Here is a 19,487-nt window from a genome sequence, read left to right as displayed (position 1 = left end):
TAGTAGTTTGCTTATTTTATGAGAAAATTGCACTTCGAATATTAACACTACAACCGTTTCGATTAAGTACCAAGCACCCCTTTATTGATTAAAGACTCAACTGCTAGCCACAGCAGTATGAAGTTCAGCAGATTTCGAGTATAATCACAGCCCTTCCCAGCTTGCACAATTTTTATAAGAATCCTCACATGATAGGATTCAACGTTAAGCTACACCCACATTTTGGATGGCTGCCAAACTTATGAGTAACACCCCCATCATAACCCCAGATTATAAAGAAAGTACCGAATCTTATCGCCAACTGATTGCTTCAACTGGCGAAGACTTAGATCGTCCGGGTTTGCTAGATACGCCTGTACGTGCTGCAAAGGCCTTTGCCCATCTGACTCAAGGCTATCATCAAAGCATAGAAGAAGTGGTCAATGATGCTGTGTTTCCATCAGCCAATCGCGAGCTGGTACTGGTACAGAACATTGAGTTTTATTCACTGTGTGAGCATCATATGCTACCGTTCCATGGTGTCGCTCATATCGGCTACTTACCTGACGGCCAAGTACTGGGACTGTCAAAATTTGCCCGTATCGTCGATATGTTTGCCCGTCGTTTACAAATACAAGAAAACCTAAGTGAGCAGATTGCACATACTATCATGGATGTTACTGGCTGCCGCGGTGTAGCAGTCGTCATGGATGCATCGCATATGTGTATGATGATGCGCGGTGTTAGCAAACAACATTCAACCACGCGTAGTACCGCGATGCTTGGTGAATATCAACACGACAATCAAGCCCGTAATGAATTTTTGGGTGCGGTACCTAAACGTCAACCAGCGTTTTAAGTCGCTGTTAATTGATTAGGCTGTTGTGAATAACAACCAAATAAAAAGGACGCATATGATGCGTCCTTTTTATTTGGTTGAGTGATAGGAAATAGCACTAACCAACTGGTTTTACATCATCTATCCAGTCACCATAACCAGCAGCTTCCATATCTGCAAGCGGAATAAAGCGGAGAGCTGCTGAGTTCATGCAATAGCGCTTGCCTGTGGGTGCTGGACCGTCGTCAAATACATGGCCTACGTGTGAGTCCGCGTAACGGCTACGAATTTCAGTACGGGTTCCAAATATCCCTCGATCTGGCTTTTCAACCACTAAGCTCGTATCCAATGGACGAGTAAAGCTCGGCCAGCCCGTACCAGATTTATATTTATCACGCGAAGAATACAGTGGCTCACCAGATACGACGTCTACATATAATCCAGGCTCTTTGTTATCCCAATACTCATTATCAAAGGCGCGCTCAGTACCCTCTTTTTGGGTGACTTTGTACTGAATGTCACTAAGGGACTTCTTTAGCGCATCTTGTGAAGGTTTTACGAATGTATCTGGGTTAAAACCTTTGCTTACTTTGCTATCCGATGTATTATTTGACGTCACTGGCTGTGTGCTATCTGCTTCGGGCGTAAACTTACTAAAATCAAGCTCATAGTTTTTACCATAGACACTCTCGATAAACTGATAGCGACCAGAATTGAAGGTATAGGCTTTATAGCGTATTGGGTTCTTTTTGTAGTAATCCTGATGATACTCTTCAGCAGGATAAAAAGTGCTAGCAGGAACAATCTCAATCACTACTGGTTTATCATACACACCAGATGCTTGCAGTGATTGCTTGGCCGCTTCTGCGATTTGCTTTTCTTGCGCATTGTTATAAAAAATCGCTGGACGATACTGTGTGCCACGATCAACATACTGCCTTTATCATCAGTAGGATCAGCGATTCTCCATAGCGCCTGTACTATGCCATTGTAAGTAATTTTCTTAGGATCATAATACACCTGCGCGGCTTCTGTATGCCCAGTACCACCTGCTGATACCTGCTTGTAGGTTGGGTTTTCAGCGGTGCCACCCGTATAGCCAGATACGACCTCTACCACGCCAGGGATTTTTTCATAACCTGCTTCAACACACCAAAAACACCCACCCGCTACCGTGGCTACTGCTAATCCTGGTGTAGTCGGTGCATATGGGTTAGCGGCAGTTGTGTTCTTTATAGTAGAGCTGTTTTCAGTTGATGCGCAGCCTGCGTAAATCGCACTACTCGCTATGATAACTAACCCTATGATTTTAGATGGTAATATGCGATTCATAAAAATCTCCTAAGCGTAATGTCCTTTAAATATCCTAACGCTTTTGTATCACTGAAACATTCCTATACTGTTATATATTTACAGTTTATTAAGATATTTTTTATCAACTGAGTTTAGGGCGTGTCCTCAATTCAATCGATAGTCATCTAAATGGGTTAAAAATGGCTAAATCTTGCCAAACGGTGTCAAATAGCTGACTAATATCTCGATATTATCTGCGCTATTTTCCTTGTTTGACTGCAATTTATCTCATTTTTATCACCATTTTTAAAATGAGGACACGCCCTAATCACAAGATAAATTAAACGGTTGTTTGATAACGATTATATATTTTAGTATGAGTTAACTATGGAAATAAGACGGAAACTTTATTATCTCAAATGCATTAAAAAAGCCTATCCTCCAAAGAGTAATAGACTTTTTTTTATTTTAATAACACTAGCTTTATCAAAAACTATGACGCTGTTTCATTATTACTATCAGCACGTTCGTCACTTGCCTGCTTAATTTTCGTTAGAATTTCTTTGATCTCAGCGGCTGACAGATAGGTTGGCACGGCATAAGTATCACTGACTTCTTTTGCAGCTGCCTTTGCAATATCATTAAAGTCGCTGGTTTGCATACCATTGACAGTCGGATCAATATTTAGATCTGCAATCAAGCCTCTAACTTGCGCAATCAGGTTATCTGCTATCTCACTATCGCCATTAGCTGCTTGACCATTCTGTACCATACCGGTTCTTTTAGCCAATGCAGCCAGTCTTTTCTTGCTCGCTTTGCGATTGACGTCGAGCACATAAGGCAACACGATGGCGTTGGCACGACCATGAGGAATACTATAGTAAGCGCCTAACTGATGCGCGATAGCATGCACATAGCCCAGACCTGCTTTATTAAAGGCGATCCCGCCGTAATGAGCAGCAATACCCATCTCTTCTCTTGCTTTTAGATTGCCACCGTCTTTATAAGCTAGTGGTAGATAATGCATAACAGACTTTACGGCAGAGGCTGCATAGTAATCTGTCTCTACGCTGGCATTGGCACTCATCCATGCTTCTAAAGCATGGGTCAATACATCAATACCAGTATCTGCTGTAATATGGGCTGGCATGCCTTTCATAATAACTGGATCAATCGCTGCGGCTAGCGGTACCATTCTTGGATCGATAGACAGTGCTTTCTGATGCGTTTTATCATCCGATACTACTGCGCCAAGTGTCGCTTCTGAACCCGTGCCAGCCGTCGTTGGTACGCAGTATAGCGGAGTCGCAGGCTTTCTTGCTTTAAGAATACCGATTAGCTGCTTTGGCTTGCACTTGTTGCCTTGAGACATGGCTATCATTTTAGCCGCATCGATTACTGAGCCGCCGCCAATGGCTACGATAGAGTCACAATTGGCTTCTATAGACTGACGTAGCCCTTCTTCAACTACTTTAAAAGTAGGATCTGGCGTAATACCGTCATAGATGTGATAACTGATATTTTTCGCATCTAGATAATCGGTAACTTTTGCAGGTATGCCCAGTTTGTTGAGCACTGTATCCGTGACAATAAACACATTGGTATTGCCTTCATTGATAAGCATATCGCATAGCTCATCGCAGGCAGTCTCACCAACGAATAACATCGGTCTTCTGATAGGTATCACATAAGATACTGCTTTTAATACCTTTGCCCGAGTCTTAGCGACAGCCAAATAACCAGCATGCTGCAAGCTGTTGTTCTTTACCAATTTAGTAATACTGTTTCGTGTTTTCATGAGCACAAAAATCCTTTTTAATGATGGTTTTAACTGCAATAAAGACCGTTAAAGACCGTTTTTGCCAGCCAGTTAAATATTACTAATTTACGAGCGCCAGAATGTATAAAGATACGCATCACAGCATTATAAAATGGGCAGCTCTCTAAAATTATTGTACCACTGCTTTTTTCGTTATGTCGCTATTATTATGAACTGTGATGTGTCAATTTTATACCAAGCCGCTTATTTTAGTCGCTTAGTTTGATTGATCAATCTAAGTGGCTACAGTAAGTCGTTTAAACTAGTCAGTACTTGCCCTTAATAATTGCTGAGTGTAAGTATGTTGTGGATGATTGAAAAGATCTTCGGTACGTCCAGATTCTACGCAAATGCCTTGTTTTAACACCATAATATGCTGACACAGTGCACGTACTACCTTGAGATCATGACTGATAAAAACATAGCTGATTTGCAGTCTTTCTTGAATTTCACGTAATAAACTAACTACTGTGACCTGTGTGGTACTGTCGAGCGCAGAGGTCGGCTCATCCAATATAAGTAAGCTTGGTTTCATAATGAGTGCACGCGCCAGTGCCACCCGTTGACGCTGGCCACCTGACAGCTCATGAGGATAACGCTGCGCAAATGCTAAAGGCAGATGTACCGTAGCAAGACTATCTAGCACCGCTTGCTGACGGGCAACTTTTTCCACGTCTTGTACCAGCAATCCTTCTTCCACGATTTGCATGACCGTCATACGCGGATTAATACTGGCAAATGGATCCTGAAATACCATCTGTATCTGCGAGCGGAAGTTACGTAGCGCTTTTTTTGGACAATGCTGAGATATCTTGCCCGTTGACCACTATCTGCCATTCACACGTGCTTGGTTGCTCAGTAGTTGGCTAAGCCCCAGCGCAATGGTGGTTTTTCCAGAGCCAGACTCACCGACGATACCCAATGCTTGGCCTTTTTGTAGCGTCATATCGACATCTTTGACCGCATCGAACCAGCGCTTGGTACCTCCAAGCAGACCTTTTTCAATTGGGAACTGTACGTTAAGACGCGTCACTTCTAATACGATTGATTGTTTATCTGCGTTATCGTCTTCTATGGTTAATGCTTGCCCAAAGTCTTGCTTGATAAGTGTGCGGGTATAATCAGCTTTAGGCTGATCAAATACCGCTGACGTTTGACCCTGTTCGATGGTTTGACCTTGGCGCATAACGATGACCTCATCACTATAGCGCCTGACCAAATTGAGATCATGACTGATTAATATCATCGCCATATTGTGCTTGCTTTTGAGATCATCTAGTAGCGCTAAAATCTCATGTTGCAAGGTAACATCGAGCGCAGTCGTTGCTCATCAGCAATTAAAATATCAGGCTGCTGAGCCAATGCCATCGCAATCATTACTCGCTGACGCTGACCGCCTGATAACTCATGTGGGTAACGGTTCAACTTGTCAGCAGGATCTGTAATATTGACATCATTTAGCAAAGCAATGCTGGTTTCTTGCCATTGCTTCTTAGGCACGCCAACTAGACGCAACGATTCAGCGATTTGTTTGGCGACCGTATGCAACGGATTTAATGCGGTCATCGGCTCTTGAAACACCATACCGATACTCTGTCCGCGAATAGACTGCAATGCAGCATTACGCGCCTTATCATTCGCTATGGGCAAGGTAGACATACCTGCCGTATTTGCAAGCTGTACCACACCCGTGATGGTCAAACTATCTGGTAACAGACCTAATAGCGCAAGACTGGCAATTGATTTGCCAGAGCCTGACTCACCAACGATGGCTAATGTTTGCCCTTGTCTTAGCTCATAAGACAGCGCATCGACCAACTGGATGCCTGTAGCAGTTATGATAGTAAGCTTATCTACGGTTAGCATAAGCTTATCTTGTGCACTATTAGGGATTTCATTTTGTGCGTTGCTGTGCTCGGTGGCGATAATATTTTTAGTCATATTAAGAACGCCTTGGATCAAATGCATCACGCAGCGCTTCGCCGACGAAGATGAGCAATGACAAAATAAAGGTCAAACTAAAGAATCCTGACAAGGCAAGCCATGGTGCATCAAGGTTGTTCTTCCCTTGTACCATTAGCTCACCAATAGACGGCGAGCCAGGTGGCAATCCATATCCCAAGAAATCCAGCGCAGTCAAAGCGATAATATTGGCCGTTAGAATAAATGGCAACTGCGACAAACTAGAAGCTAACGCATTGGGTAAGATATGTCTAAGCATGATTTGGCTGTCCGAAACACCTAAATTGCGTGCAGCTCGCACATAGTCAAAGTTGCGGGCTCGTAAGAACTCTGCCCGTACCAAACCGACCAAACCCATCCAACCGAACAGTAGCATCATGGCGAACAGCATAATAATGCTGGGACTAAACAGACTGACCAAAATAATAATCATAAACAGCTGAGGCATACCGCCCCATACTTCCATAAATCGCTGCCCTGCCAGATCTACCCAGCCGCCATAATAACCTTGTACCGCACCGACGATAATCCCAATCAGTGCACCCGCAAGCGTCAAGGCCAGACCAAACAGTAACGACACTCGCATACCATAAAGTATCCGTGCCAGCACATCACGTCCCATATCATCAGTACCAAGCCAGTTCTGAGCATTGGGTGCTGCTGGATAAGGCAGACCAAGCTCGACGTTGGGCGTCTGGTCGGCAAACGGAATAGGCGGCATTATATAAAACCCTTGCTCATCAATCAGCGACTGCACTGCAGGGTCTTTATAATTGGTTTCGGTCTCAAATACACCGCCAAACGTCGTTTCAGGATAGGCCTTTAATACCGGAAAGTAATAATCGCCTTGATATTGAACCAGTAAAGGTTTGTCATTGGCAATGACGTTAGCTGCCATACAAATAACAAATATCACTGCGAAAACAAACAGCGATATCACCCCAAGTCTATTTTGACGAAAGCGATTGAGTCGTGCTTGCCAGATAGGGTTCAAGCGTTGCTTTTTTGTGGTAGATAGCTGCTCAGGCATTGGCGCTTTATCTGGTTCGCTATTAATAGTACTGCGATTTGGTGAAGGTTGATTATTTGACATTAGCGCCCCTCAAAGTCAATACGAGGATCGATTAAGTGATAGCTCAAATCACTGATTAACTGCAGTAGCAGCCCCACTAAGGTAAAGATAAATAGTGTGCCAAATATCACTGGATAATCGCGTTGTTGAATGGCTTCAAAACCTAGTAAACCGAGGCCATCAAGTTTAAAGATAATCTCAATCAAAAAATTACCCGCGAAGAAGATACCAACGATAGCGGCTGGAATACCTGCGATAATAATCAACATCGCATTGCGAAAAACATGGCCGTATAGCACCTGACGCTCACCTAAGCCTTTAGCACGAGCGGTCAGTACATACTGCTTGCCTAGTTCCTCTAAAAAGCTGAATTTGGTCAAATAGGTCAAACCTGCAAAACCGCCTACAGTACTTGCCAGCAGCGGTAACGCTAAATGCCAAAAATAATCTTTTACTTTACCAAGCGCGCTTAGCTGATCAAAATTTTCGGACGTCAGTCCCTGTAATGGAAAGATATTCCAATAGCTGCCACCTGCAAAGAAAACCAGTAAAATCACTGCGAAGACAAACACAGGTATTGCATGTCCGATCGCTAGCAGCATAGCAGTGGCTTTATCAATGCCTGAGCCATGATGCATCGCTTTATAGACGCCTAGCGGAATAGCGATCATATAGATGAGCAACGTACTCCACAGCCCAAGCGATATCGAGACTGGCAGCTTCTCTATGATAAGATCGGTCACCGACTGCCCTTAAAAACGACTCACCAAATCTAGCTGAGCGTAGTTCTTTAGCATGAGCCAAAATCGCTCTGGAGCGGATTTATCAAAGCCATATTGAGCATTGATCGCAGCGACCATCTCCTCAGAGAGACCACGCGTGCCTTGATAAGTACTGTCGTTGCCACCTGCACTGCCCGCACCAATATTACCGCCAAGCGCATTATCTTTTGCGCCCTGCTCAATAATTGCCAGCTGCTGCTCAACAGGCCCGCCCGGTGCCGCCTGTACGATCACAAAATTGGCAAGCAATATCAAAAATAGTGTCGGCAATATCAGTAGTAGTCTTTTTAAGATATAACGACCCATAATGGCGACTTCCTAAATAAAGAGAGATAGCAATGACGTTCAGCAGCGAATTGTGGTGTATTAAATAGGTGCTTAAAAGCAAACTATTTGTTAAAAACTTACTTTAAAAGTTGTTTTTCAGCTCACGTAACGCTGCAAATACCGTTAACGACTTCTCATCATCGATAGGCATTTTGGATTTAACTCCTGCGATTACACTCGGCTCTTGTGTACGTAAAAACACATTTACCGTGCGCTCATGCTCTAGTGTCACTGGTAGCGTTGCCATGCCTTGTTCAGTTTGTACCTCTGCTCGTGCTAAGGCTTGCTGCATCGATTCATTGTCAGGTTCAATAGATAGACCAAAACGTAGGTTACTGGCCGTATATTCATGCGCCGGATACAGTAGCGCCTCATGAGGCAAGCCGTTCAAACGCTTAAAGCTCTCATGCAGTTGCTCAATCGTACCAGTAAACACACGTCCACAACCTGCACTAAACAACGTATCACCGCAGAAACAATGCTTTTGCCCATCTATATCTAAGATATAGGCCATATGGCTAGCGGTATGCCCTGATACATCCCAGACTTGCGCAGAGCAGCCCCATGCGCTCACCGTGCTACCGTCTTTGATAGTTTGATCTTCATCGACGCCATGCTCACTATGCGCAACCAGATGAGTCATCGGATACGATTCCTGCAACTCTGCGACGCCGCCGATATGATCATGATGATGGTGAGTCGTCCAAATCGATGTTAGTTCGAGCTCATGCGTCTCTAGATAATCAATGACCGGCTGGGCTTGACCTGGATCAATGACAATCGCCTGCTTATTATTTTCATTAATCAATGTCCAGATATAGTTATCGCTAAATGCTTTGATTGGGTGAATACGAATACTCATATTAAATCCTTACCGGTAGTTATTTTTGTTACGTGTTATTTTAAATTATCTAGGGCGTGTCCTCAATTCAAACGAGTGCCCTCTAAATGGGCTAAAAACAGCTAAATTTTGCCAAACATCGTCAAATAGTTGGTCAATATCTCGATATTATCTGCACTATTTTCCTCGTTTGACGGCAATTTATCTCATTTTTATCACCATTTTTAAAATGAGGACACGCCCTAATCTAACTGTTATTTGACAGCAACAGCATATATGCTCAGCTGACTGTTGTTATCGGTATCGGGTCAAACTTTATAATAAAAACTGTCTACTGCTTTAAATACTTATTGATACGTCCTTCTGCCTCTTTATCTACCCACCAGTAATCGATACCAACAGCATTGGTCGGTAGCTTTTCAGTATGGCGATACTGATCCCAGTAGGCGACATTGGTGCCAGACTTACCGTATAGTGGTACGACATAATGCCCTGCGCGCAACAACCGATCTAGCACCTGCGTATACAGTACAATCTCGTCACGATTTTTAGCATTACCAAGGGCAGCAACGACCTTATCGACGGCTGCATTCTTGATACCAGCACTATTATGATTGCCAGGCTCGTCAGCAGCAGCGCTACCCCAGAATGCCGCTTGCTCAGCACCAGGAGATAGACTTTGAGCAAATACGTCCACTACCATGTCATAGTCAAAACGGCGCATACGCTCATAATATTGCGGCCCATCGACTTGGCGCAAGGTTGCATCAAATCCCAAGCGTTTTAGATTGCGAATATAAGGCAACAAGACACGGCCCATGGTCTCGCCTGTCATCAAAATCTCAATCTGGGCAAGCGATCCATCAGGTTGATATAGTTTCATATCCTCATAATAAAACCCAGCCTCTAATAGAAGCTTACGCGCCTCTAATAACCCTTGACGATTAAAGCCGTTCCCATCACTGGTGGGTAGCTGCCACTCTGCTAATGTTGCTTGGCGCTGAGTCGGTTCAAGCTCAGACAATAACGGCGTCAACACCTGCATTTCTGCGTCAGATGGCGTACCCATTGCGGCGAGCTCTGAGCCATGAAAAAAGCTTTGCAAGCGTTCATATTGCCCATGAAATAAGGTTTTATTCATCCATTCAAAATCATAAGCAGCTGTCAGTGCTTGGCGAACTTTAATATCTTGAAAGATTGGGCGACGCAAATTCATCACCAACGCTTGCATCGGTACTGGATTTTGACTGGTTATCGTCTCTTTTTGGATAAGCCCTGCTTTTACGGCAGGGAAATTATACCCAGTTACCCAGTTCGATGCTTTATTTTCGGGGCGAAAACGGTATTGACCAGATTTAAAACCCTCAAAGGCAATCTCATCACTTTGATAATAAACAAACTTGATCATATCAAAGTTGTAGCGGCCACGATTGACCATCAAATCACGACCCCAATAATTGGGATCACGTATATAACTTACCGAACGCCCAGCATCGACGCGTCCCAACTTATAAGGACCACTACCCATCAATGGTGACAGACTGATTTTCTCAAAATCGGCATCAATGGAAGATTTGGCAAATATAGGAAACTGCCCAACAGTCAGTAAAATCTCTTTGTTGTCAGCAGAGGCAAAGACAAACTTTACTTGTTGATCATTAATGATTTGAATGTCTTTGATATCGCTAAGATAACTGCGAATATACATGGGGCCTTTGTTCAATATCGCCTCAAAAGTCGCTTTTACATCACGACTGGTCACACCCGACCCATCCCAAAAACGAGCATCAGGGTTGAGATGATAGATAATCCAGCTCGTATCATCTGGATCATATGTCACTTTACTTGCCAGCTGCGGATACATGGTAAATGCTTCATTTAATGAACCAGTCATCAAAGTATCATACAGATAGTCTGTGCCAATCATCGCCACACCCGTGGTCATCCATTTGTTGGCGCTATTAAACGTACCGCGAGCATCTAGAGACAGCGTACCCCCTGATGGCGCTTTTGGATTGGCATAAGGTAAGTAAGGTGCATTGATGTACTCAGTAGGGCTATTGTGACCAAGCGCGGTCGTCGTGATAGGTGCAGCGATACTGCTCGGTATCCAACTGACAGTAATGGTTAGCAACATGGCTTTTAACAGGGCGTTTTTTTATTATCATGACGTTATAACAAACCTCTATGCTAACCAATATAAATATCAAAACGTAAAGCCTGACAGCAAAACAGCGTTATAGCAAAATTTTATCATAACAAACTTAGGTTTTTTTAACCTAATGGTTTGCCGTGGATATGACTTAATGGTGATAGCAATATACTATTATCACTATGCGCTAGCATGACCAAATTATTTGTTTATAAATATAAAAAAAGGCGCAACCATGACTAGTTACGCCCTTCTTGATGTATATTTTATATATGAAGACTCTATACGCTAGCAGTTATTATCTTGCTTAGGCGTGCTTTTTTTCGAACGCAATCATAAAGTCAACCAGCTGCTGTACCCACTCAATTGGTACGGCATTGTAGATGCTGGCTCGCATACCGCCTACGTCACGATGACCTTTTAGATTTAACAAGCCAGCTTTTTCTGACTCTTCTAAGAATACTTTATCAAGGCTGCTGTCTGCTAAAGTAAATGGCACGTTCATGATAGAACGATACTTAGAATCTACTGGATTATTATAAAAACTGCTGTCATCGATTGTCTTATAAAGTAAGTCAGCTTTTTGCTGATTGATTTTACCGATAGCAGCTACACCTCCCTGCTCTTCCAACCAATCAAACACCAGCCCTGCTAAGTACCAAGAATACGTCGCTGGCGTGTTAGACATAGACTCTTTGTCAGCTTGATGCTCATAGTTCAGCAGCATAGGACACCATTCACTTGCTTGCCCCATCAAATCGTCACGGATAATGACAATGACTAGACCTGCAGGACCGATGTTTTTCTGGGCGCCCGCGTAGATCATGCCAAATTTAGACACATCTATCGGCTGCGACAAGATACAAGATGACATATCAGCAATGATTGGCGCATCTACTTGTGGCGGCTCAAATATCTGTAGGCCATGAATTGTTTCATTAGCACAGTAATGAAAATAAACGGCGTCTTTACTGATATTCCAATCGCTTTGCGCTGGTACGTCAGTAAAGTTATTCTCTTTGCCAGTCGCAACTAAATTAATCTCGCCCAAACCCAATGCTTCATAGCGCTTAGCTTCTTTGATTGCTTTACCTGACCACGCTCCTGTCGTCAAATAGTCACCGCGTCCGCCATTTAACAGATTCAATGGAATCGCAGAAAACTGCAAACTTGCGCCACCTTGCAAAAACAGCACTTTATAGTTATCTGGTATTTCCATAAGCGTGCGTAGCTTAGCTTCCGCCTTGTCAGTAATGGCCATATACTCTTTACTACGATGGCTGACTTCCATGACCGACAGGCCGCGACCTTGCCAATCAAGCAGTTCGCTCTGCGCGCGCGCTAATACGGCTGTTGGCATAGTAGCAGGACCAGCACAAAAATTTGGCAGGCGATGCGGGGTGGCAGTTGCTGTAGACGTTGGGGTTGTAGGCATAATCACAGTCCTAGGTATGATGAAATAAAAGGATGTTTTTTTATTTCAGTTTGTTGATAAAGGCAATGGTATCGATGTTAGTTTTTATACAACTCAATGAGATATCTGCTCCCACAACTGACGTTTAGCATCACTGTCTGCGAGCATTTCTTCTAATGTCGGCACAGTGGTCAGATTGGGATGTTGTAGGCCATCAGGTATCGCTGTTAGTGCAGCAACTTGTATTTCTTCGCTTCTGCCAATTCGAAAAATATATCCTGCAAGACTGGCATTGGCAAGCTCAGCAGTATCCATACCGTCGCAAATCGGGAATGATGTTGTCTCGCAAGTGATTGATAGCGCTTGAGTGATGTTTTGCCATAGTTTTTGACTGTCACTATTTAGCGCTTTGATATCAACCAATATTACCCAGTCACCATAGCGACCACCTTGCAGGTCAAATGGTGCCACTTTTTTTAAGCTATCATCATTTATGCTGTCATCACTAGCACTCTGTGGAAAACTACTTTGCGGAAAATTATTCTGCGCAAATTGAGGTTGCTCAATAGGTGCATTCGTAGAGGTTACAGCAGTTTGGTTCGATGCAGTACTTGGGATGTCATGATAATTAGATTCAGTACTTGAACTAACAGCATCTGAACTGACCGTATTTGAATCAACGGAATCAAAACTATAAGTAACAGGCTTTGCTCACTAGCCGTCAGTTCATTGGTAGCTTGCGAATCAATCTCATACTCATCGGTAACATAGTCGCTATCGTTATAATCACTGATATCATAACCATCAGACGGTTGATCAACTGTACCTGCAATTCTAGCGCTCGCTACTTCATTGTTATTAGGCTCAATATCAGTGGAATCAATATGTGACTGCTCAACCGAAACTGTCGCAATGTCCGTCATATTGATGGTTTCTGACTCAGGTTGTACCCACTGATTGATACCCATCATCGCTAGAATTTGGCGTTGCTGCACACGGCGCTGTAATACAGTTAGCGGGTCTTGGGTATCACTCATTCGACTCTACTATCCTACTCATTTTGTTTATATCATTTATAGATATTTTTATGGTTTTGGCAGCTCTCATTAAGCATGCGCTATACTATCAATTAAGTAATAAATACATGCCCATCAAAACAGCTGTCGAATACCGAGCCAACGCTCTGATATTGCCAACAAACAATCGTATTCATCTTGGCTGATTATCGTATCGTGTAACATCACCGTATGCAACGTACTTAGCCATTGGCGATACTCATTATGAGTAGGCTGGCTCATTTCACTTTCATTATAATCTATTTGACTACCATCCTGTTGCTTCTCTCGATAATTATCAGCATTCGGATCACCTACCAAGCGCTTGATAAAGTGATTGGCAGAGACAGGAACCGCAGAAATAATCGCCAATAACTGAATGCTATTCAAGTGCTGTGCGGTCAATAATAGCCACTGTAAATTAACATCGCTTACTGTCACCAGATCAATATTAATCAAGCGCGCATGCCGTCTCAAATCTACAATATAATGCGCCACACTGTCGTTACCCTCACTCAATAACGATCGGTCATGCAGTGAGATCATCTGGCCTTTTGCATCTTTTGATAGTCGATAAGCCAATAAGACAACAACTGATACTTCTGATTTACTAAGTCCTGTAAACGCCTGACTTGAAGGATCTAGTTGCGCCCTTACGTCTTCCATACCAGTCTTTAGTATTTGCGGCCATAGAGACTGCGCGTCTGTATCTTGTAAAACTTTAGACAATATCGGTAGTAACTGCTGCAAATGTAGCGCTTGCCATAATGATGATATTGGCGATTTTTGATGTGCTAAAGCTAACGGGTTATTCAGAGTAATCGCAACCGCATGAGCGTTATCACTAGCTATATTTTTATCTGACGAATCATAAGCTAAGCTTTTGGTTAAGTCAGATGTCAGCTGTTGGTTAAACAGCTCAAATATGCCCTGCTGATAACGCAACAACATCGTACGGCATTTCTCTTGTTTTTTATAGTACTGATGACTGTCGTGACTATGATCGTTTTTACTTTTGAGCTTTAGATCTTCAATACATAGTTCAGATAAATTCTTTTGATGCAATTGATTTAAGGCGAGCTCAATCAAAGCGCTGTCTAAACGCCTGTCCAAACTGGCTACTACTGTCATCAGCTTAGTATCTATCCTATGCGGTAATATTTGCTCATGGGAAGTCGAGTCAGTCGCAACAGAGAAGCCATCATTCCAAATATCATTCAAACTATAAGTGGCAGTCGTTGATAATGATTGATGCTGATGACAAAGCAAGACAGCTTCGACTAATGCTAGCGCACCTAAAGATGATGACTATGGTTGAGTATGTACTGAGGTAGTGATACCTTTTTAATATCATTAAACCCAATTAATGTGTTTTCTGGTAGGTCAGCGTCAGGTTTGGACTGCCACGGTTTTAATAGCTGATGAACGCCAACGTCTTCGGCCTGTACTTGAAGCCGCCCATCGACCACCACATCAGCTTCTACGGCAAACTCTAAACCGTCATCAATCTCTAATTCGCCATTATCTTTATTACGATTTTCGCTTATAGATTCAGCAAGAACTTTTGCGTCACTTATCTGTTTATTGTCTCTTATATTAATCGTTGCAGCTGTTTGAGTCTCAAATACTGACGAATGCTGCACGTTTCTTTCTGGCAAATATTCACTTAGGCTATTTTCTTTTGTTGCCCCCCAATCACCTAAGCGTCGTTGCCTATATATTTCTTTGACCTTTTGCTGATTTATTCGCTTTTCTTTGGCAACTTGTACCGCAAACTCATGATAAGCATCCGCATTAATAGCGCTCATACGCTCAGTCAAGCTTGGATGTGTGGCAAACCATGACACATCACCCAAGTCTGCCCCACTACTAGCAAAGAAAAAATGACTGAGTCCATTGATATCGGCGATGCCAGACAAACGCGAGCCGAGCGAGTCTTGATGAATAGCTTTTAAGGTTTCGATAATCGCAGGCATACGTGTTAACTGAACGCTGGTGGCATCAGCAAGTAGCTCGCGCTCACGATTAAAACTGTGCTTAATCAACTGCGCGCTTGCCATACTAGAGAAGCTCAAACCATGCAGTAGCAATGTCCAGACACTACGCGGGGCTTGACGATCTATTATAGGTGGCGTTTGCACCCATTTAGACTGACGCTTGGCTGAGGACTGCTGTTGTTGTGATTGCTGCTGCCAATAAGCGACCCATTCACTATGCGTGGTAAAACTGGCGGTTTGCGCTTCTGTATTGCGTGCAAGCGTATCAACCTGTCTCTGTGATAGAAACTTTTGGGAAATACTATCGCTATCAAAATAACGGTAATTAGATATTGGGTCACTCCAGTCGTATAGTATCTGCAAGCCTGCCAATACCACCATCAGCTGTAAATTGAACGTAGCATCACCGTGCAATATATGACCATATTCATGACCAATGAGTCCGTATAGCGCCTCATCAGACAGTTTATCTAGCGCACCTTGAGTAACGACGAGTACCATATCTGAGCTATGGCGACCAGCGACGAAACCGTTGATACCCTGCTCGTCAGGTAGCACGTACAAAATAGGGGTTTGCAAACCTGCCGCAATGGCCAGTTGTTGAGCGATTTCATAGTAGCGACGATAAACGGGCGGAAAATCGCGCTCGTCACTTACTGCTATATGACGTGAACTATAGCGAACCTTTTCTTCAGCTTCGTGTTGATGAGCGACTCCTTGACTGTGCTCCCATGCTTCTTGGCTGTTATCAATGAATAGCCTAACCGCCCCTACTCGCTGAGCAATAGCGCGGCCACCTGCTCGCAGGCGTCGATACTCTAAAAAAAACTACCACCAACGAAACTGCCTAACGTCAAGACAATGACCAGAACCAATACCCAGTAGTATATACCGCCTGTAAATACTGTCAGCAGTATAGACATGACAGCCAGTCCCACTGCCATATGAGCAAGTACAATCAGGAAAAACAGTCCATAAAGTAATAGACTGCGCCGCGTACGTATCCGCTGTTCACCAAAAAAAATCCATCAGATTAGGCTGCCTAGAGTTCGCCAAAATTGTCTAAACCTTAGCCCATATTGACAATCGGTGCCTGAGCAATCGCTTCTCTGTCTTCGAATACCAACTGACTGAGTGGACGAAAGCCAAACGTCGTACTAACGAGGTTATTAGGAAAGACTTCGCGATCATTATTATAAAACATTACGCTGTCATTATAATGCTGACGGGCAAATCCGATGCGATTTTCCGTATTGGTTAGTTCGTCCATGAGTTCCTTGATCATACTATCGGCTTTGAGCTCTGGGTAGGCTTCGACGACAGCGGAAAATTGACCCAACGCTTTAGACAGCATACCTTCTGCTTTTGCAAACAGTGCCATATGCTCTAGCGAGTCTGGCTGATGCTTATTAGAGTCTTGTAGATCTTGAGCATGATTACGCGCGCTAATGACGCGAGTGAGTGTTTCTTCTTCATGACTCAAATAACGCTTGGCAGTTTCGACCAAGTTTGGAATCAGATCATGACGACGCTTTAGTTGTACATCTATTTGAGCAAAGCCGTTCTTTGCTTGGTTACGTGCGCGTACCAATTTATTAAAAATGGATACCCCAATCACAACTACCAACACCAAAAATGCAATGAATAGCCAAACAAACATCTTCATAATCAAACTCCAAGGTGTCTAGAATGTTAATAAAAAGTTAATACATTGTATTTTAACTCATATTAATCAATAAAACCTTAGAACTAGATCGGAACTATAAAGGAAATCGAACAGGAAATTAAATTGAAAACTACATAAGCAATTAGCTAACCATCAGACAAAAATTTGACCCAAAAAAAGCCCTTTACAATGAAGGGCTTAATACATTACAAATATGTCTTTGATACTTTATAAATATAATTATCAAATTTTAGGCAAAAAAAGCGACTCCATCAGCACATCCTCGGCACACACTATAACTATTACCGTTGCTACCTTCCGGTCCTGGCGGGATTCATAGAACAATGTTGCGAGGCTACCAATGGAGCCACCAGTCGCAAATTATACAAGAAATTTTTAATTTTACAACCCCTATCTTAAAACTGTTTGCTTTAGGCCCTAAATAGCACTGTCATTTAGTTCATTAGCTCAGGTCCGCAATGTATGAGCACAAATTATATCAGTAACTTAGGTCACAAAATTCTCACAGCAACTTATATGAATTTTGCTATTTTAGTGAATGAAGTTGCACCCATGTCGATTTCTAGAGAACAATAGGGACAACTTTTCATGTATGAATGAGCGTTGATAATTGTCATTTATATATTATTAGAATCAACTTAGGAGATAATAATGAAAAATACTTTATTGAATAAAGCAGCACTAGCTTCTGGTACGGTTTGTCTCATGACAGCGATGATGGGTAGCGCCCATGCAGAGCCAACAGGCTACGATCAACTGACATTTCAGACAGAAATAAAAGAAGAGATTCAGAACGATGAAGTACGAGCCAGCTTGTACAAGAAAGCACAAGCAACTGACTCTAAGACTTTAGCTACAATGCTTAACACCTCAATCAACAATGCCATGAAAATTGCCAAGCGCTACCCTAGCGTGACCGTGAGCACAGGGCAACAGCGCACCTATCCACGCTATGACAAAAACGATAAAATCATCGGCTGGACAGGTCAAGCAAACATAGATTTAAAAAGTACAGACTTTTCAGCGACTAGCCAACTAATTGCTGACTTACAAGAAACCTTAGTGATGGACAATCTTAATTTTGGCGTATCAGATACCAAAAAAGATGCGCTAGAACAAAAATTAATGACCGAAGCTTCTCGCGCTTTTCAGCAGCAAGCTAAGAGCCTTACCCGCGCTTGGGATGCTCGTGGCTACCGCGTCGTCAATGTTAACCTAAACACAGGTAGCAACTATCCACGTCCAATGTATAGCGCTATGAGCATGAAATCAGGAATGGCAGACGAGTCAGTACCAAGCCAAAGCTTTGAGTCTGGTAATAGCACTATTTCTGTGACTGCTAACGGTACCATCGAGTTAACTAAATAAGACAGCTTATAGTTAAAATAAAATAAGTGATTTACATTAAAAAAAGGCAAGCATCGTTAACGGTGCTTGCCTTTTTATTTTGCTAGCGATATCTATCCATTATATTCAATCATTATTGAGACCATTATTGTGACTGAGCAACTTCCTGTTGACGCAGCTTTAACATCAATTTTTGATACCAAGCTAGCTTTTGATAAGCCAATAGCTGCGCTGCCTTTCTTTTGTTGTCTTGCAATGTAGTCGTGTTTTGAATCACGTATACAGTACGTGTGATTTGCTCAAGTGTTTGGCCAGTTTCGCTTTGTATAATGGCCTTAATTGTATGAGTACCTGGCAAAACATCAACAGTAGCAATAGACGCGCTCAAACCTTGTGCAACCTCTTTGTCATCAAAATAAATACGGGCACTATCCCCTACCTGTAACGCAGGCTTAATCTGCACATTGACATCGATATTCTGTACGGGACGACGATAGGCTCTCTCTTCGCTAGGTTCAGTAATGGCTAACTGATAGTTACTGGCGTGGTAACCTTAGTATTTATCGCAGGCGACTCAGTAGCAGTCACTGTCTGCGACGCATTTGATGATTGGCGACTTGTATTAGGATTGGTTGTCGTATTCAGACTAGTTGATCTGCTCGTCTCATTACCCGTCGTAATAGCCATTTGACTGACTTGTTTGCCAACTTGCTGCTCATAATCCTGTGGACGGTCGGTAAAGGTGACTTGACCGGTTTGCTCATCGACCACTTTGTAAATAGGTGCAGCATTCGTGAGAGATGTACAAAGACTAGCGAGAGCAACCGTAGTCCATAACCCAACTCTAATCCTACTCTTCAAGAAACTCGGTTTTGCTAATAAAGTCATAATCCATCAACCTAGATAGTGTCTACTATTAATA

Annotated in this window: 16 protein-coding genes, 1 other RNA gene and 3 pseudogenes; 2 read left to right on the top strand and 18 right to left on the bottom strand. The window is 42.9% G+C overall.

Annotated elements, in window-relative coordinates; all coding sequences use genetic code 11:
• Positions 1–241 precede the first annotated feature (241 nt).
• Positions 242–838 (top strand): GTP cyclohydrolase I FolE, encoded by a 597-nt coding sequence (gene folE, locus TT11_RS14540; protein ID WP_261870959.1) that lies wholly within the window; start codon positions 242–244, stop codon positions 836–838.
• 97 nt (positions 839–935) lie between these two features.
• On the opposite strand, the gene msrB is transcribed toward folE, so the two are convergent.
• From msrB to ffs, 16 genes and pseudogenes are all read right to left on the bottom strand, one after another.
• On the bottom strand, positions 936–1,436 hold the full coding sequence (msrB, locus tag TT11_RS14535; protein WP_261870982.1) for a peptide-methionine (R)-S-oxide reductase MsrB: 501 nt from the start codon (positions 1,434–1,436) through the stop codon (positions 936–938).
• Between the two features lie 168 nt (positions 1,437–1,604).
• Positions 1,605–2,149 (bottom strand): annotated as a pseudogene (gene msrA / locus TT11_RS14530) (peptide-methionine (S)-S-oxide reductase MsrA); the annotation flags it as partial.
• 454 nt (positions 2,150–2,603) lie between these two features.
• Positions 2,604–3,908, bottom strand: a complete 1,305-nt coding sequence (locus tag TT11_RS14525; protein WP_261870958.1) for an iron-containing alcohol dehydrogenase — start codon at positions 3,906–3,908, stop codon at positions 2,604–2,606.
• 283 nt (positions 3,909–4,191) lie between these two features.
• Positions 4,192–5,115: pseudogene (locus TT11_RS17485) on the bottom strand (ATP-binding cassette domain-containing protein).
• A gap of 98 nt (positions 5,116–5,213) precedes the next feature.
• Entirely contained in the window at positions 5,214–5,870 is a 657-nt protein-coding gene (locus TT11_RS17480) for an ATP-binding cassette domain-containing protein (RefSeq protein ID WP_370587865.1), read from the bottom strand.
• Position 5,871: 1 nt separating this feature from the next.
• Complete coding sequence (locus TT11_RS14515; protein ID WP_370587866.1) at positions 5,872–6,921, bottom strand: ABC transporter permease; 1,050 nt, start codon at positions 6,919–6,921, stop codon at positions 5,872–5,874.
• Positions 6,922–6,983: 62 nt separating this feature from the next.
• Positions 6,984–8,051, bottom strand: a pseudogene (gene yejB, locus TT11_RS14510) (microcin C ABC transporter permease YejB).
• Between the two features lie 103 nt (positions 8,052–8,154).
• A complete protein-coding gene (gene gloB / locus TT11_RS14505) occupies positions 8,155–8,934 on the bottom strand; it encodes a hydroxyacylglutathione hydrolase (protein ID WP_057760343.1) in 780 nt (259 codons plus the stop codon).
• A 310-nt stretch (positions 8,935–9,244) separates the two neighbouring features.
• On the bottom strand, positions 9,245–11,050 hold the full coding sequence (locus tag TT11_RS14500) for an extracellular solute-binding protein (protein WP_261870957.1): 1,806 nt from the start codon (positions 11,048–11,050) through the stop codon (positions 9,245–9,247).
• 322 nt (positions 11,051–11,372) lie between these two features.
• Positions 11,373–12,500, bottom strand: a complete 1,128-nt coding sequence (serC, locus tag TT11_RS14495; RefSeq protein ID WP_261870956.1) for a 3-phosphoserine/phosphohydroxythreonine transaminase — start codon at positions 12,498–12,500, stop codon at positions 11,373–11,375.
• Between the two features lie 93 nt (positions 12,501–12,593).
• The gene (locus TT11_RS14490; RefSeq protein ID WP_261870955.1) at positions 12,594–12,950 is read right to left on the bottom strand and encodes a DNA polymerase III subunit psi; all 357 of its coding nucleotides are present in this window, start codon (positions 12,948–12,950) and stop codon (positions 12,594–12,596) included.
• A gap of 113 nt (positions 12,951–13,063) precedes the next feature.
• Entirely contained in the window at positions 13,064–13,516 is a 453-nt protein-coding gene (locus TT11_RS14485) for a hypothetical protein (protein ID WP_261870954.1), read from the bottom strand.
• Between the two features lie 114 nt (positions 13,517–13,630).
• Positions 13,631–14,803 carry a hypothetical protein gene (locus TT11_RS14480; RefSeq protein ID WP_261870953.1) on the bottom strand — a complete coding sequence of 391 codons (1,173 nt, stop codon included), beginning with the start codon at positions 14,801–14,803 and terminating at the stop codon, positions 13,631–13,633.
• A 26-nt stretch (positions 14,804–14,829) separates the two neighbouring features.
• Complete coding sequence (locus tag TT11_RS14475) at positions 14,830–16,110, bottom strand: M48 family metalloprotease (protein ID WP_261870952.1); 1,281 nt, start codon at positions 16,108–16,110, stop codon at positions 14,830–14,832.
• Positions 16,111–16,600: 490 nt separating this feature from the next.
• Entirely contained in the window at positions 16,601–17,197 is a 597-nt protein-coding gene (locus TT11_RS14470) for a LemA family protein (protein WP_261870951.1), read from the bottom strand.
• A 267-nt stretch (positions 17,198–17,464) separates the two neighbouring features.
• An RNA gene (ffs, locus tag TT11_RS14465) (signal recognition particle sRNA small type) lies at positions 17,465–17,561 on the bottom strand.
• A gap of 308 nt (positions 17,562–17,869) precedes the next feature.
• On the opposite strand from ffs, the gene TT11_RS14460 reads away from it, so the two are divergent.
• Positions 17,870–18,586 carry an SIMPL domain-containing protein gene (locus tag TT11_RS14460; protein WP_102091728.1) on the top strand — a complete coding sequence of 239 codons (717 nt, stop codon included), beginning with the start codon at positions 17,870–17,872 and terminating at the stop codon, positions 18,584–18,586.
• A gap of 124 nt (positions 18,587–18,710) precedes the next feature.
• Here TT11_RS14460 and TT11_RS14455 read toward each other — a convergent pair whose 3' ends face one another.
• Both TT11_RS14455 and TT11_RS14450 read right to left on the bottom strand, forming a co-directional pair.
• Positions 18,711–19,028 carry a hypothetical protein gene (locus tag TT11_RS14455; protein WP_261870950.1) on the bottom strand — a complete coding sequence of 106 codons (318 nt, stop codon included), beginning with the start codon at positions 19,026–19,028 and terminating at the stop codon, positions 18,711–18,713.
• A gap of 62 nt (positions 19,029–19,090) precedes the next feature.
• Positions 19,091–19,336, bottom strand: coding sequence for a hypothetical protein (locus TT11_RS14450; RefSeq protein ID WP_370587864.1), 246 nt, complete (start codon positions 19,334–19,336; stop codon positions 19,091–19,093).
• Between the last annotated feature and the right edge of the window lie 151 nt (positions 19,337–19,487).

It is taken from the genome of Psychrobacter sp. JCM 18901 (assembly GCF_000586435.1).
In the GTDB taxonomy this organism is placed as follows: Bacteria; Pseudomonadota; Gammaproteobacteria; order Pseudomonadales; family Moraxellaceae; genus Psychrobacter.
This window is presented reverse-complemented; position numbering and strand designations above follow the sequence as displayed.

What these genes read in the sequence shown, in the direction of transcription:
- TT11_RS14515 (WP_370587866.1), bottom strand. Translation starts at nt 6,921, where the DNA reads ATGCCTGAGCAGCTATCTACCACAAAAAAGCAACGCTTGAACCCTATC.
- TT11_RS14470 (WP_261870951.1), bottom strand. Translation starts at nt 17,197, where the DNA reads ATGAAGATGTTTGTTTGGCTATTCATTGCATTTTTGGTGTTGGTAGTT.
- TT11_RS14525 (WP_261870958.1), bottom strand. Translation starts at nt 3,908, where the DNA reads ATGAAAACACGAAACAGTATTACTAAATTGGTAAAGAACAACAGCTTG.
- folE (WP_261870959.1), top strand. Translation starts at nt 242, where the DNA reads ATGAGTAACACCCCCATCATAACCCCAGATTATAAAGAAAGTACCGAA.
- TT11_RS14460 (WP_102091728.1), top strand. Translation starts at nt 17,870, where the DNA reads ATGAAAAATACTTTATTGAATAAAGCAGCACTAGCTTCTGGTACGGTT.
- serC (WP_261870956.1), bottom strand. Translation starts at nt 12,500, where the DNA reads ATGCCTACAACCCCAACGTCTACAGCAACTGCCACCCCGCATCGCCTG.
- TT11_RS14500 (WP_261870957.1), bottom strand. Translation starts at nt 11,050, where the DNA reads ATGTTGCTAACCATTACTGTCAGTTGGATACCGAGCAGTATCGCTGCA.
- gloB (WP_057760343.1), bottom strand. Translation starts at nt 8,934, where the DNA reads ATGAGTATTCGTATTCACCCAATCAAAGCATTTAGCGATAACTATATC.
- TT11_RS17480 (WP_370587865.1), bottom strand. Translation starts at nt 5,870, where the DNA reads ATGACTAAAAATATTATCGCCACCGAGCACAGCAACGCACAAAATGAA.
- TT11_RS14485 (WP_261870954.1), bottom strand. Translation starts at nt 13,516, where the DNA reads ATGAGTGATACCCAAGACCCGCTAACTGTATTACAGCGCCGTGTGCAG.